Origin of the sequence: Micromonospora sp. SL1-18, from assembly GCF_047921505.1 — a bacterium.
Lineage (GTDB): Bacteria > Actinomycetota > Actinomycetes > Mycobacteriales > Micromonosporaceae > Micromonospora.
The window spans coordinates 25,009-39,706 of the sequence record NZ_JBLROA010000007.1 but is presented as its reverse complement, the minus strand read 5'-3'; the positions used below and the strand labels follow the sequence as shown (position 1 = coordinate 39,706).

Genomic DNA, 14,698 nt, shown 5'->3' with positions numbered 1-14,698 from the left:
GGCGGAAACAGCCGGCGAGCAAGCTGCCGCGCAGCCGGCTGACGGGCGACGCTGCCCAGTCCTCAGCCGGAGGGAGGACATCCACATCGGGAGGAGGCAGCGTGGAGATCAACACCGGCAACACCGCCTGGTTGCTCCTGTCGTCTGCGCTCGTGCTGCTCATGACGCCGGGTCTCGCCCTGTTCTACGGCGGGTTGAACCGGTCCAAGGGCGTACTCAACATGATGATGATGAGTTTCTCGTCCATCGGGCTCATCAGCATCCTTTGGCTTTTCTACGGGTTCACCGTGGCGTTCGGTGAGGGTGGCAGGTTCTGGGGCGACCTGGGCCAGTACCTGGGCACCAAGACGTTCGTCGGGGAGAGCGACCTGTGGGGCGAGACCGGGATCCCGCTCTACGTGTTCATCGCCTTCCAGATGATGTTCGCTGTCATCACCGTGGCCCTGATCAGCGGGGCGCTCTCCGACCGGACCAGGTTCGCCGGCTGGCTGGTGTTCGCCTTCGGCTGGGCCACCCTGGTCTACTTCCCGGTCGCGCACATGGTGTGGGGCGGCGGTCTGATCGGCGGGGACATCGGTGCCCTGGACTTCGCCGGCGGTACGGCGGTGCACATCAACGCCGGTGCCGCGGCGCTCGCGCTGGTGCTGGTCCTCGGCAGGCGGGTCGGCTGGCCGCGGGAGAACGCCAAGCCGCACAACGTCCCGCTGGTCGCGCTCGGCGCCGGGCTGCTGTGGTTCGGCTGGTTCGGCTTCAACGCCGGCTCCGAGTTGACCGCCGACGGGGTCACCGCGCTGGCCTTCATCAACACCCAGGTGGCCACGGCCGCCGCGCTGCTCGGCTGGCTCGCGGTGGAGTGGGTACGCGACGGCAGGCCGACCCTGGTCGGCGCCTCGTCCGGTGCGGTGGCCGGCCTGGTCGCGATCACCCCGGCGTGCGCGTTCATCACCCCGGCCGCGTCGGTGCTGCTGGGTCTGGTCGCCGGTGCGGCCTGCGCCCTCGCGGTGGGCCTGAAGTACCGGTTCGGCTACGACGACTCCCTCGACGTGGTCGGCGTGCACTTCGTCGGCGGGTGGATCGGCTGCCTGTGGATCGGCCTCTTCGGCACGGCCTCGGTCAGCTCGCTGGTGAGCAGCGACGGCCTGCTGGTCGGCGGCGACGCCACCCTGCTCGGCAGGCAGGCGCTGGGTGCGCTGATCGTGACGGTCTACTCCTTCGCGGTCGCCTTCGCCCTCGGCTTCGTGATCGACAAGACGATCGGGTTCCGGGTCTCCCGCGAGGCCGAGATCGACGGCATCGACGTGGCCGAGCACGCGGAGAGCGCGTACGACCTGTCGACGACCACGGGCGGCGGCGCCGGCGGCGCGTTCGCGATGGCCGGGATCGGCGCCGCCAGGCCGGTCCCGACCGCCACCGACGAGGTGGACGAGCCCGCCGAGCCGGTCAGCGAGAAGGTCGCCGGTTAACGTTCCTGGGATGGAGAGGATGGACATGAAGCTGGTGACCGCGGTCATCAAGCCGTACCAGCTGGACGCGGTGAAGGAGGCGCTGCACGCCCTCGGCGTGGCCGGCCTGACCGTCAGCGAGGTCCAGGGCTACGGGCGGCAGAAGGGGCACACCGAGGTCTACCGGGGTGCCGAGTACACGGTCGAGTTCCTGCCCAAGATCCGGGTCGAGGTGCTCACCGACGAGGTGGACGTGGACAAGATCGTCGACGCCATCGTGGCCGCCGCGCGGACCGGCAAGATCGGCGACGGCAAGGTGTGGGTGACCGCTGTCGAGGAGGTCGTCCGGGTCCGTACCGGCGAGCGCGGCCTGGACGCCGTCTGACCGGGAACGCCTCGATGACCTCGTTGATCAAGGAGAATGCGTCCGGGCACCCCGGCAACGGAGACGCGAACTCCTTGATCAACGAGGTCGTGGGCGTACCGGGCGGGGTCGGGGCGGACGCGCGGCGGGCGCGGGCGGAGGCGATCGACGGCTGGTTGCGGTCGGTGTTTCCCCGCCGGGCGGGGATCGCGCTGGTGGCGGTCGGCGGGCTGGGGCGGCGGGAGTGCGCGCCGTACGGGGACCTGGACCTGATCCTGCTGCACGCCGGGGTGCCCGGCATCGAGGAACTGGCCGGCTCGCTCTGGTATCCGATCTGGGACGCCGGGCTGCGGCTCGACCACTCGGTCCGCACCGTCGCCGAGGCGCTCTCCGTCGCCCGGGACGACGTGAAGGTCGCCCTCGGCCTGCTCGACGCCCGTTACCTCGCCGGGGACCGGTCGCTCGCCGACCAGCTCACCCGTACCGCCACCGATCAGTGGCGGCGGACCGCCGTGCGACAGCTCACGCGGCTGCGGGAGATCACCACCGCCCGCTGGGCGGCCCACGGCGAACTGGCCTTCCTGCTCGAAGGCGACCTGAAGGAGGCCGCCGGCGGGCTGCGCGACGTGGGTATCCTGCGCGCCATAGCCACCGCCGGTGTCACCGACTCCCTGCGGCCGGCCGTACGCGCCGCCCACCGGCGACTGCTCGACACCCGCGACGCCCTGCACCAGCAGGCCGGCCGCCGGGTGGACCGCCTCGTCGCCCAGGAACGCGACGGCGTCGCCAAGCAGCTCGGGCTGCGACAACTCCAGCTCGGCGCGTCTGACGCCGCGCAACTGCGACAACTCCAGCTCGGCGCGTCTGACGCCGCGCAACGACCTGAAGCCGTCGCTGGAGCCGTCGGCGCTGGGGCCGTCGTGCGCGGATTCCCGCTCGGCGGCGGGGGTGACGAGCCGCTGCGTGGCGGTGCGGACGGTGACGTGTTGCTGCGGCGGGTCGCCGGGGACGCGCGGACGGTCAGCCACGCCCTGGACGACGCCTGGCGGGCCGCCGACCGGCTTCGCTCGGGCCGACGGCGCGGGGCCGACGGCCGGCCGCTGCGCCGGCCCGTCGCCCGGGACGTGGTCGAGCACGACGGAGAACTGGTGCTCGCCCGCACCGCCATCGGGGCCCGCCCCGACCCGAGCCTGTCGCTGCGGGTCGCCGCCGCCGCGGCCACCACCGGGCTGCCGATCGCCCGGGCCACCTGCGAATGGCTGGCCACGTACTGCCCGCCGCTGCCCGCACCATGGCCGCCGGCGGCCCGCGCCGCGCTGATCACCCTGCTCGGCGCGGGTACCGGGCTGGTGTCCGCCTGGGAGACCTGCGACCGGTACGGCCTGGTCGACGGCTGGTTGCCCGAGTGGACCCGGCTGCGCAGCCTGCCCCAGCACAACCCCGTGCACCGGTTCACCCTCGACCGGCACCTGGTGCAGTCCGCGTACGAGGCGAGCCGGCACACCCGCGAGGTGGACCGGCCCGACCTGCTGCTGCTCGGCGCGCTGCTGCACGACGTCGGCAAGGGCCTGCCCGGCGAAGGCTCCACCGGGCGGGCCGGCGGGCCCGACGCCGCCGTCGCGGACCACAGCACGGCCGGAGCGCCGATCGCCGAGGCGGTCGCCGCCCGGATCGGGCTGCCCGAGGCCGACGCCACCCTGATCGGAAAGCTCGTCCGGCTGCACCTGCTCCTGCCCGACGTGGCCACCCGACGCGACCTGTCCGACCCGAAGACCATCGCCGGGGTCGCCGAGCTGGTCAACGACACCACCACCCTGGACCTGCTGCACGCGCTGGTCCGCGCCGACGCCGCCGCCACCGGTCCGGCCGCCTGGTCCGACTGGAAGGGACGGCTGATCGCCGAGCTCGTCGACCGGGTGCGTACCGCCCTGGACACCGGCGCCCTGCCCGCGCCCCCGGCCCCGGACCCGGCCCTGGTGGCGGGGCCGCTGCCGGTCGTACGCCTGGCCGACGACCGGGTGTCGGTGGCCGCCGCGGACCGGCGGGGGCTGCTCGCGACGGTGGCCGGGTGCCTGGCGCTGCACCGGCTGGAGGTGATCTCCGCGGACGCCGCCACGGTCTACGGCCGGGCCCTGGTCGAGTGCCGGGTGCAGCCCCGCTACGGCCTCGCGCCCGACCCCGTCGCGCTCACCGCCGACCTGCGCCGCGCGGTGGCCGGCGACGTCTCGGTCACCCAGCGGCTGCGCCGTCGGGCCTCCGCCGCCCGCCACCAGGGCGCCGCGCCCCGCGTGGTCTGGCACCGCGAGGCGGCCACCGACGCGGTGCTGCTGGAGCTGCGCGCCGCCGACGCGGCCGGGCTGCTCTACCGGGTCGCCTGCGCGCTCGACGAGGCCGGCGCACAGGTGCGGGCGGCCCGGATCTCCACCCTCGGTGGCGACGTGGTCGACGCGTTCTACCTGGTCGGCGCCGGGCCCTCGGCGGCCGACCGGGCCCGCATCGAGGCCGCCGTCCTCGCCGCCGTGTGAGGAGGGGGCCTTGTTGACCCATCCGGTAGAGGAGAGGCCCCTTCTTGACATCGGCCCCGGGGTACGTCCCGGAGCGTAGGCGAGGTGTCGCTCGCGGGGCGACGATGCGCGCCACGGCGAGCGGCACGCTCGGGGCATGAACCTGCCAGTGCACACCGAAGGGCTGACCAAGCGGTACGGCCCACTGACCGCCGTCGAGGATCTCCACCTGACCGTCCACCCCGGCGAGGTGTACGGCTTCCTCGGCCCGAACGGTGCCGGCAAGACCACCACCCTGCGCATGTTGCTCGGGCTGGTCCGCCCCACCGCTGGCACGGTACGACTGCTCGGCCGGCCGCCCGGCACCGGCCGGCTCACCGGGGTCGGGGCGCTGATCGAGGGACCGGCCTTCTATCCGTACCTGTCCGGACGGGACAACCTGTGCGTGCTCGCCCGCTACGCCGGGGTCGGCGCGGACCGGGTGGCGCTGGTGCTCGACCTGGTCGACCTCACCGACCGGGCCGGCGACCGGTACGCCGGCTACTCGTTGGGCATGAAGCAGCGGCTCGGCGTGGCCGCGGCCCTGCTCAAGGACCCGCGCCTGCTAATCCTCGACGAGCCGACCAACGGCCTCGACCCGGCCGGCATGGCGGACATGCGCATCCTCATCCGCCGGCTCGGCGCGGGCGGGTGCACCGTACTGGTCTCCAGCCATCTGCTCGGCGAGGTCGAGCAGTTCTGCGACCGGGTCGGGGTGATCTCCCGGGGGCGGTTGATCGCCGAGGGCAGCGTCGCCGACCTGCGTGGCGCGGCCGTGCTGCGGGTGCTCGCCGACCCGCTCGACCAGGCGGCGGCGCGGGCCCGGGAACTGGTCGGCGTCGAGCGGGTCCGGGTGGTGGACGGCGGGCTGGAGCTCTCCGTCGAGCCGGACCGGGCCGCCTGGGTCAACGCCGAGATGGTCGGCGTCGGGGTGGCGGTGCGGGAGCTGCGCCCCCGAGAGCGGGATCTGGAACAGGTTTTCTTCGACCTTATCGAGAAGGGAACGGCCGATGTCGCGTAGCTTCCGGGCCGAGGCGGCCAAGCTGGTCCGCCGGCCGGCGTCCTGGCTGCTGCTGGCCATCACGCTGGTGCTCACGCTGATCTTCACCTACGTCTTTCCGTACGCGAGCATCGCCGGCGGCACGACCGGCCCGAACAGCGACCGCACGCTGCCGATGCTCCTGCCCGACCGGCTGGTCGGGAACTCACTCGGTGGGTTGCCGGTCTTCCTGGGCGCGATCGTGCTGATCCTGGGCGTGCTCACGGTCGGCGGCGAGTACGCCTGGGGCACCTGGAAGACCGTGCTCACCCAGGGCCCCACCCGGCTGGAGGTGTACGCGGGCAAGCTGCTCGTCCTGGCGGCCGCCGCCCTGGCCGTGGTGCTCTCGGTCTTCGCCGTCGGCGCGGTGGCGAGCGCCCTGATCGCGGTCGCCGAGTCGAAGCCGGTCCACTGGCCGTCGGCCGGTGACCTGCTGACCGGCATCGGCGGGGGGTGGCTGATCGCCACGATGTGGGCCATGCTCGGTGCGGTGCTCGCGGTCGCGTTGCGCGCGGTGGCGCTGCCCGTCGGGCTGGGGCTGGTCTGGATGCTCGCGGTGCAGAACCTGCTCGCCGCGCTCGCCGCACCCCTGCTCGACTGGGTGGCGCAGGTGCAGAAGGGGCTGCCCGGCCCTAACGCCGGATCGCTGGCGGCGGCGCTGGGTGCCCCTGGGGACACGCCCGGGGTCGCGTCGACCGTCGGCGGCGGGCAGGCGGCGCTGGTGGTGGCGGCTTATCTCGTCGCGTTCGCGGCGATCGGCGGGGCGCTGCTGCGGCGGCGGGACATCGGCTGAGCCATGCGGGGGAGGGACGGCGTGGATCGGAACCGGACCGGGTGGGGCGACGGCGTCTTCGACGCCCTCCTCGCCCTGGCCCTGCTCGCGATCGGGCTGCTGGGCACTGGGCCGGCGGGCCTCAAACAAGGGATGAGCACCGGCCCGGCGACCTATCCGCTGGTCGTGGTGGCCGCGTTGGCCCTGGCCGGGCGGCGGAGGTGGCCGCTGGCCGTCCTCACGGTGGTCACCGTGGCGACCACGGCGTACCTGGTGCTCGGCTACCCGTACGGGCCGATCCTGTTCTCGTTCCTCCTCGTGGTGTACACGGTGGCCGCGTACCGGCCGCTGCGGACCGCGGCGCTGGCGTGCGGCCTCGCCCTGGCCGTGCTGCTGGTCCACGTCTTCGTCGGGGCACGCCCGACGGGCCTGCTCGGTCTGATGCCCGCCGCTGCGTTGGTGGCGGTGCCGTTCGCGATCGGGACCACGGTGCGGCTGGTCCGGGAGAACACGGCCCGCAGCCGGGTGGACGAGGCCCGCCGGCTGGCCGATGCGGAGCGGCTGCGGGTGGCCCGGGAGGTGCACGACGTGGTCGGGCACGGCCTCGCCGCCATCCACATGCAGGCGGAGATCGCGCTGCACCTGCTGGCCAAGCGGCCGGAGCAGGCCGAGGCGGCGCTGACCGCGATCAGCCGGACCAGCAAGGAGGCGCTGGACGAACTGCGGGTCACCCTCACCGTCGTCCGGCGCGACGAGGCGGTCGACGAGCGGGCGCCGGCTCCCGGGCTGGCCCAGGTCCCGCAGTTGCGCGAGCGGCTGGCCGGTGCCGGGGTGCCGGTGACCGTCGAGGTCGAGGGGGAGCCGCGGGTGCTGCCGGTGGCGGTGGATCTGGCCGCGTACCGGGTGGTGCAGGAGGCGCTGACCAACGTGCTGCGCCACGCCGGACCGGCCACCGCCACCGTCCGGCTCCGGTACGCGCCCACCGAGGTCACCGTCGAGGTCACCGACACCGGCCGCGCCGCGGCCGCCCCGCCGCCCGGACCCAACGGGTACGGCCTCGCCGGCATGCGGGAGCGGGTCACCGCGCTGGGCGGCTCGTTCACCGCCGGCCCCGCCTCCACCGGCGGCTTCCGGGTGTACGCCACACTTCCGCTGGAGGAGACCGAATGATCACCGTATTGCTCGCGGACGACCAGGATCTGGTCCGGATCGGGCTGCGCGCCCTGGTGGAGAGCGAGGACGACCTCGCGGTGGTGGGCGAGGCGGCCGACGGACTCGGTGCGGTCGAGCTGGCCCGGCGGGAGCGCCCCGACGTGGTGCTGATGGACGTCCGGATGCCGGGCGTCGACGGCATCGAGGCGACCCGGCGGATCGTCGCCGACTCCGGGCTGGCCGGCACCCGGGTGATCGTGCTGACCACCTTCGAGCTGGACGAGTACGTCTTCGACGCGCTCCGCCACGGAGCCAGCGGCTTTCTGACCAAGGACACCCGTCCGGCCGAGCTGCTGCGGGCGATCCGCCTGGTCGCCGAAGGGGAGGCGCTGTTGTCGCCGTCGGTGACCCGGCGGGTGGTCCGGGAGTTCGCCATCCGGCCGGCCCGGGTGCCCCGGCCGCACCCGCAGCTCGATGCGCTGACCGACCGGGAGCGGGAGGTGGTGGGGCTGGTCGGCGAGGGGCTGAGCAACGCCGAGATCGCCGAGCGGCTGGTGGTGAGCCCGGCCACCGCGCGTACCCACGTCAGCCGGGCCATGGTCAAGCTGGGTGCCCGGGACCGGGCGCAGTTGGTGGTCTTCGCGTACCAGTCGGGGCTGGTCGTGTCGTGACCTCCCGCTGAGCTGAACGGTCTACCAGGACCTGGCCATCTGGCGGTGCGGTGGCGGCACGTCCAGCCGGCGAACGCCGGGGTGAATTACCGCAAAACGGTGCATTCCGCGCCGGCTTTGGCGAACGTGACGTATCCGAAGCGAGCCTTTCGCGTTCACCTTTGTGTGCGCTGGGCGGATGGCACGGGGATGTGCTGTTTGCCCATCTTCTGAGCAGTCGGCATAGCACGTGCCGCTGAAGGGAACGTCTCACATGCGTGACCGGCACGGCTTGTCCTCGCGCGCCACGGAGGACACCGAGGGTGTCCTGTACCTACCGCAGCCGCCGACGGACCAGGAGAAGTACAGCTATTTCCAGAAGCCGAAGCCGTGGATCTTCGCGTGGATCTTCGTCAGCGCCCTCGGCATCCTGTATGGCTACGTGATGGTGGCCCTCAAGGCGCCGTGGACCACGCCCGCCCTGCTCTTCCTGCCCATCATGATCATGCCGGTGCTGGTGAACTTCTGGTTGCGCAGCCACCGTCCGCGGCTGACCCTGCCGAAGCACCAGGCGATCGTCTCGCAGTACCGCCCGGATCCGGCGGACACGGTCGACATCTGGGTGCCGATCTGCGGTGAACCCATGGCCGTGCTGGAGAACACGTGCCGGGCGGTCGCCGCGATCGAGTGGCACGCGCCGGTCATGCGGTACCTGCTCGACGACGGTGACCGGCGACCCGAGGTCGAGCAACTCGCCATCAAGCACGGCTTCGTCTACATGCGACGCAGGGATCCGGTGCCCGGCCGCCCGCCGCAGGAGGGTGAGCGTGGCTGGTTGAAGAAGGCGGGCAATATGATCAACGCCTTTGAGTACTCGATCGGCCGCTTCGGTGCGGTGTTCGACGCGGACTTCGCGCCCCGCCCGGACTTCCTGTACGAGACTGTGCCGTACATGCAGGCCGAACCGCGGATCGGCATAGTGCAGACCGCCCAGTACTTCGACGTCGAACCGTGGATGAACTACGTCCAGCGAGGCGCCGGCAGTCTCCAGGAGATCTTCTTTCGTTGGATCCAGCCGGCCCGGGATGTCTGGCGGGCGGCCATCTGTGCCGGCACCAACGTGGTCTACCGGCGGGAGGCGGTGGAGGCGGTGGGCGGATTCGCCCGGGTTCCCCTGGGCGAGGACGTGAACTCCGGCGTGAAGCTGTGGACCGGCGGTTGGGAGACCCGGTACCTGCCGCTCGCGCTGGCCAAGGGTGTCGCGCCCGACACCTGGGCGGCGATCACCAACCAGCAGCAGCGGTGGTGCCGCTCATCGATGCTGCTGATGACGGAGAAGCATTTCCGCGACGCCAAGTTCAACTGGCAGCAACGAACTGCGTTCTGGGCCGCCTTCCTGTACTACATGGCGTCGGCAGGCCTGTTGATCACCGGGCCGTTCCCCACCCTGACCATGCTCTGGTTCTTCCCGGACCGGGTCCTACCGCGCAACTACCTGCCGATGGTGCCCGCCGTGCTGGCCACCCTGCTCGTCTTCCCGATGATGGCCCGTGGCTGGCGGCCGTCCATCTTCCGGCTCTGCCTCATCAACTCCGCCTGTCACGTCATCGCCATCTGCGATGCGCTCCGGGCCAAGGTGCAGGAGTGGGTGCCGACCGGTGCCGCCGGCCGGATGCCCAAGGCGAAGAAGAAGGGTGCGCCGGAGCGGGTCTCCCGGCTGATCCGCACCTGGATCGTCGCGGTGCAGTTGCTGCTCTGGGCTGGCCTCGCGCTCCGATTCCCGCAGTACGGCATCGGTCCGCTGTGGACGACGGCACTCCTCGCCGGCGTGCAGCTGTACATGGTGGCGCCGCTGCTCACCCCCTCGTACGGCATCCGGCCGAGCTTCCCGCCCACCCCGCCCCCGATCCCGGTCTCCCCGGCTCCCGCTCCCGCCCGGCTGGACTCGGCTGCGCGAGTGGACGTGCCTCGCGTACCCGTGGGACCGGTTTCTGTACAGGTCGCGCCGGGTCACGTCCCGGTCGCGGCGTCCGCGTCGCGGGTCGCCGGGCCGGCCGCCGCCTGGATGCCGACGGCCGTCTGGGTGGCCCGGAACCGCCAGGATCCGGTGCGGCCACAGCCACCGGCGTCTCCCCGGGCGCATTCGCGGCCGGCAGCGCAGGCGGGGCCGTCCTACCAGCCGAGGCACCTCGGCCACGACCAGAACCGGCACGGCCATGGCACCAGCCGGTACCCGGCGGAACGAGCCGGGCACGACCGGGGCGAGCAGCCCGAGCGCCCCGCCTCCCCGCGGCACGCGCTGGTGCAGCCGCCCACCGTGGGGGGAAGGCGGTGAGTGACATGGCATTCCGCCGGAGGCGACTGCTGGCGGCCACGGTGGTGCTCGCGGCGCTGGTTCCGCTCGCGGCGTGCGGCGGCGACACGGACCGGGGCGCCCCCCGGAATCTGTCGGGTTCCCAGGCCCCGTCGGCCGGCTCCACCCCGCAAGCAGACGGTCCCGTGGTGGCGGACGTGGACGAGTTGCTGGGCGACCAGGTCCTCTTCGGCATCACGACGCACGACCCCGCGGATGCCGCTCTGGCTGACGTCGCGCTGAAGCTGAAATGCCGGCCCTCGGTGGTGCAGCTGTTCGCCTCGGTGGAGAAGGGGATCTCGGCAAAGCGGCTCGCCGAGGTGCCGGGAACCCCGTTGCTGGCAATGGAACCGTGGCACAACACGTCAGGGCGTACGCAGCCGGCGTGGACGCTGGCAAGCACCATCGACGGGCGATGGGACGAGCGCTACGCGGCCATCGCCCGGGCGGTGGTCGCCTACGGCAAGCCGATCCTCATCCGGTTCGGTCACGAGATGAACGGCCACTGGTACCCGTGGGGGACGCGCAACGGGAACCGCTGGGGTGAGTTCATCACGGCCTGACGGCACGTCGTGGACATCTTCCGGACCGCGGGCGCCACCAACGCGCTGTGGGTGTGGTCGCCGAACATTCTGCGTGGCGCAGACAGCCGCACGATCAAGGAGTTCTGGCCCGGTGACAAGTACGTGGACATCGTCGGCGTGACCGGATACGGGGTGCGGGAGACCACGCCGGAGACCACCTACCGGGCGACGTTGAAGCAGGTGTACGCGCTGACCCGGAAGAAGATCCTGCTGACCGAGGTGGGGGTGCAGCCGGGGCCGGAGAAGGAGACCTGGCTCAGACGCTTCGGCCCCTGGCTGCGGGACAACCCTCGCGTCGCCGGCTTCATCTGGTACCAGGTCGTCCGGCAGGGCGACTGGCGGTTCGACGACACCCCCGCGAACCTCGCCGCGTTCAAGTCCGGCCTGGCGGCGGCGAATCCGGCATGCTGACGAACGAGAACGCCGCCCGGCCGCGTCCCCGATCCGACGCGGTGACCGAGGTCCTGCCGAGGACGACCGCGGGCACGGTCATCATGCCCCGGGTGACGCGGCCCATTCCGCCGGCCAGGGAGAATGCGCCGACTGTCGTGGAGCGGTCCGTCCGCTACCCGTCCTGGCAACAGGCGCTGATCTTCCTGCTGCCGGCCTCGCTCACGCTCGCCATCGGCGCGCGGGGCATCGCTGATCGACAGTTGTGGAACGACGAGTACGCCACCTGGCACGCCGCCAACCTCGACTGGACGGAATTGTCGAGACTGCTCGACCACGTGGACCGGGTGCTCGGGCTGTACTACGTGCTGATGCACGGCTGGGTGTCGCTGGTGGGGGATGACCCCAGCATGCTCCGGCTGCCCTCGCTCGTGGCGATGAGCTGCGCGGCCGGCTGCACGGCACTGGTCGGCCAGCGGCTGTTCGACTGGTACGCCGGGCTGGCCGCGGGCGTCATCTTCGGGCTCGTGCCGTCGGTCAGCCGGTACGCGCAGGAGGCCAGGCCGTACGCGCTGTCCATAGCCGCCGTCACCCTCGGTACCGCGCTGCTGCTGGTCTCGCTGGAGCGACCGCGGTGGCCGTGGTGGTTCGCCTACAGCTTCAGCATGGTGCTGGCCTGTGCCTTCCACCTCGTCGCCGGGCTGGTCCTCGCCGCGCACGCGATCATCTTCTGGCTGCGCTATCAGCGGTCCGAGCGGGACGTGCGGTTGTGGAAGTACCTGGGGGCGCTGGCGCTGATCGCTGCCGTGGCGCTGCCGTTGATCCACTCCGGCTCGGACCAGTCCGGTTCCATACACTGGATCAAGGCGGACGGAGCGACGGTCGTCGAGCTGCCCGAGCGGCTGTTCGGCTCGTATCGGGCAGCAGCAGCGGTCTGCGCTCTCGGGTTGCTCGGCCTCCTCGCGCTGCCGTTCGTCCGGCGCCGGGGAACATTGGTCGCCCTGCTCGTCTGGGCACTGTTTCCGCCGCTGTTCACGTTCGTCACGTTTCCGCTGCTGCACCTCTTCCTCTACCGGTACTTCCTGTTCACCCTCCCGGCGTGGGCGCTGCTGGCGGCGGGCGGCCTCCATGCCATGACCCGGCTGGTCTTTCGCCGGTCGTGGCCGCAACTGCTGGTGGCGGTCGCGGCGTTGCCCGGATTGATCCTGCTGGCTCTTCCGGGGCAACGCGAGGTACGCGAGCCGGTCGTCGAGTGGGAGCCCGACTTCCGGTCCGCCGCCCGGATGATCGCCCCCAACGTGCGTCCCGGGGACGCGATCGCCTACGCCGGGCTGGCCCGACCGCCCCGGTTGGCCATGGCCTACGAACTGCGCGACGGTGGCCTTCCGGCGGACATCTTCCTGGCTCGGTCGCCCGCCGAGCGAGGCAGCTTCGCGGGGCAGGAGTGCGACGTCGCCCTCAGCTGTCTCGGTGATCACAAACGGATCTGGCTGGTGAGTACCAGTGCCAGGCAGCAGCCCTGGTCGGAGATGCCGCAGGACCGGGCGGCGACGCTGAGCAAGCTGTTTCAGATCGTGCAGGAAGAGCGGTTTCAGCACGTGCAGGTGTACCTGCTGGTGCCCAAGCCCAAGCCCAAGCCCAAGCCCAAGCCCAAGCCCAAGCACTGAGCGATACCCAGCTGCGCCATGGCACCGCCGCGGGCGCGGGTGCCCGTGATGGGCGGGCCGCGCCGGCGGGAAGCATCGGGGAGGTGGGACCGTTACCCTTGCGGGTAGCCGGCCGTGTGCGCGCTGGCTGATTGTGCCCGCCGAAGACGACAAACGGGATGTTCGTGTGTTTGACACCTTGAGTGACCGCCTGTCCGGGATCTTCACCAAGCTCCGCGGCAAAGGCAGGCTCACCGACGCCGACATCGACGCCACCGCGCGCGAGATCCGCATGGCGCTGCTGGAGGCCGACGTCGCCCTGCCGGTGGTCAAGGGCTTCATCGCGAACGTCAAGGAGCGGGCCCGGAGCGCCGAGGTCTCCCAGGCCCTCAACCCGGCCCAGCAGATCATCAAGATCGTCAACGAGGAGCTGGTCGCCGTCCTCGGCGGCGAGGGGCGGCGACTCCAGTTCGCCAAGCACCCGCCGACCGTGATCATGCTGGCCGGTCTCCAGGGTTCCGGTAAGACCACCCTCGCCGGCAAGCTGGCCCGCTGGCTCAAGACCCAGGGGCACCAGCCGCTGCTGGTCGCCGCCGACCTGCAGCGCCCCAACGCCGTCGGGCAGCTCCAGGTCCTCGGCGGCCGGGCCGGCGTGGAGGTGTACGCCCCGGAGCCCGGCAACGGCGTCGGCGACCCGGTGCAGGTGGCGCGCGACTCGATCGAGCACGCCAAGCGAGCCGCCCGGGACATCGTGATCGTCGACACCGCCGGTCGGCTCGGTATCGACGCCGAGATGATGCAGCAGGCCGCCGACATCCGTGACGCGGTCCAACCCGACGAGGTCATCTTCGTCATCGACGCGATGGTCGGGCAGGACGCGGTGCGCACCGCCGAGGCGTTCCGCGACGGCGTGGGCATCAGCGGTGTGGTCCTCTCCAAGCTCGACGGCGACGCCCGCGGTGGTGCCGCGCTGTCGGTCCGGGAGGTCACCGGCCAGCCGATCCTCTTCGCCTCCACCGGCGAGAAGCTGGAGGACTTCGACGTCTTCCACCCCGACCGGATGGCCAGCCGGATCCTCGGCATGGGCGACGTCCTCACGCTGATCGAGCAGGCCGAGGCGGCCTTCGACACCGATCAGAAGGAGAAGATGACCGCCAAGCTGATGGGCGGGGAGACCTTCACCCTGGAGGACTTCCTCGATCAGCTCATCGCGGTCCGGCGGATGGGTCCGATCGCCAACGTGCTGGCCATGATGCCCGGCATGGGCCAGATGAAGGACCAGCTCGCCGAGCTGGACGACAAGCACTTCGACCGGGTCACCGCGATCATCCGGTCGATGACCCCGGCCGAGCGCACCAACCCGAAGATCATCAACGGGTCCCGGCGGGCCCGGATCGCCAACGGCTCCGGCGTCGCGGTGATGGACGTCAACCAGCTGCTCAACCGCTTCGCCGACGCGCAGAAGATGATGAAGCAGATGGGCGGCATGATGGGCCTGCCCGGAGGCGGTCGGCGCAAGGCGACCAAGTCGCCGAAGAACAAGCGCAAGGGCACCAAGGGCGGCGGCCGGCCGCGTACCGGCGCCGGCCTGCCGGGCGGCTTCCCGGGCGGCATGCCGCAGCTCCCGCCGGGCCTGGACCCGGGGGACCTGGCCGGTGGCCAGGGCCTGCCGCCGGGCTTCAAGCTCCCGAAGATCGACTTCAACAAGCTCGGCAAGGGCGGGGACAAGAACCCTCGCTGACCGCGGTCACCGACCTCCGACG

General features: G+C 71.9%; 11 protein-coding genes and 1 pseudogene. All 12 read left to right on the top strand.

Annotation, left to right across the window (positions count from 1 at the left end; all coding sequences use genetic code 11):
- Positions 1 to 101: 101 nt before the first annotated feature.
- The 12 genes and pseudogenes from ACNAW0_RS04825 to ffh all read left to right on the top strand — a co-directional run bounded on the left by ACNAW0_RS04825 (position 102) and on the right by ffh (position 14,676).
- On the top strand, positions 102 to 1,463 hold the full coding sequence (locus tag ACNAW0_RS04825) for an ammonium transporter (RefSeq protein WP_416286485.1): 1,362 nt from the start codon (positions 102 to 104) through the stop codon (positions 1,461 to 1,463).
- 25 nt (positions 1,464 to 1,488) lie between these two features.
- Entirely contained in the window at positions 1,489 to 1,827 is a 339-nt protein-coding gene (locus ACNAW0_RS04820; protein WP_416286569.1) for a P-II family nitrogen regulator, read from the top strand.
- 107 nt (positions 1,828 to 1,934) lie between these two features.
- A pseudogene (locus ACNAW0_RS04815) lies at positions 1,935 to 4,331 on the top strand (HD domain-containing protein); the annotation flags it as partial.
- Between the two features lie 136 nt (positions 4,332 to 4,467).
- Positions 4,468 to 5,370, top strand: a complete 903-nt coding sequence (locus ACNAW0_RS04810; protein ID WP_416286484.1) for an ABC transporter ATP-binding protein — start codon at positions 4,468 to 4,470, stop codon at positions 5,368 to 5,370.
- On the top strand, positions 5,360 to 6,181 hold the full coding sequence (locus ACNAW0_RS04805; RefSeq protein ID WP_416286483.1) for an ABC transporter permease: 822 nt from the start codon (positions 5,360 to 5,362) through the stop codon (positions 6,179 to 6,181). The genes ACNAW0_RS04810 and ACNAW0_RS04805 overlap by 11 nt, the downstream gene beginning before the upstream one ends.
- Before the next feature lie 21 nt (positions 6,182 to 6,202).
- Positions 6,203 to 7,330, top strand: a complete 1,128-nt coding sequence (locus ACNAW0_RS04800; RefSeq protein WP_416286482.1) for a sensor histidine kinase — start codon at positions 6,203 to 6,205, stop codon at positions 7,328 to 7,330.
- A complete protein-coding gene (locus tag ACNAW0_RS04795) occupies positions 7,327 to 7,983 on the top strand; it encodes a response regulator transcription factor (RefSeq protein WP_416286481.1) in 657 nt (218 codons plus the stop codon). Before ACNAW0_RS04800 ends, ACNAW0_RS04795 begins: the two co-directional genes overlap by 4 nt.
- Positions 7,984 to 8,236: 253 nt before the next feature.
- Positions 8,237 to 10,297 carry a glycosyltransferase family 2 protein gene (locus tag ACNAW0_RS04790; RefSeq protein ID WP_416286480.1) on the top strand — a complete coding sequence of 687 codons (2,061 nt, stop codon included), beginning with the start codon at positions 8,237 to 8,239 and terminating at the stop codon, positions 10,295 to 10,297.
- Positions 10,298 to 10,302: 5 nt separating this feature from the next.
- Positions 10,303 to 10,878 (top strand): hypothetical protein, encoded by a 576-nt coding sequence (locus ACNAW0_RS04785; protein ID WP_416286479.1) that lies wholly within the window; start codon positions 10,303 to 10,305, stop codon positions 10,876 to 10,878.
- Positions 10,879 to 10,887: 9 nt separating this feature from the next.
- Positions 10,888 to 11,310, top strand: a complete 423-nt coding sequence (locus ACNAW0_RS04780; protein WP_416286478.1) for a glycosyl hydrolase — start codon at positions 10,888 to 10,890, stop codon at positions 11,308 to 11,310.
- Complete coding sequence (locus ACNAW0_RS04775) at positions 11,304 to 12,956, top strand: glycosyltransferase family 39 protein (RefSeq protein WP_416286477.1); 1,653 nt, start codon at positions 11,304 to 11,306, stop codon at positions 12,954 to 12,956. Before ACNAW0_RS04780 ends, ACNAW0_RS04775 begins: the two co-directional genes overlap by 7 nt.
- 166 nt (positions 12,957 to 13,122) lie before the next feature.
- Entirely contained in the window at positions 13,123 to 14,676 is a 1,554-nt protein-coding gene (gene ffh / locus ACNAW0_RS04770) for a signal recognition particle protein (RefSeq protein WP_416286476.1), read from the top strand.
- The last annotated feature ends 22 nt before the right edge of the window (positions 14,677 to 14,698 follow it).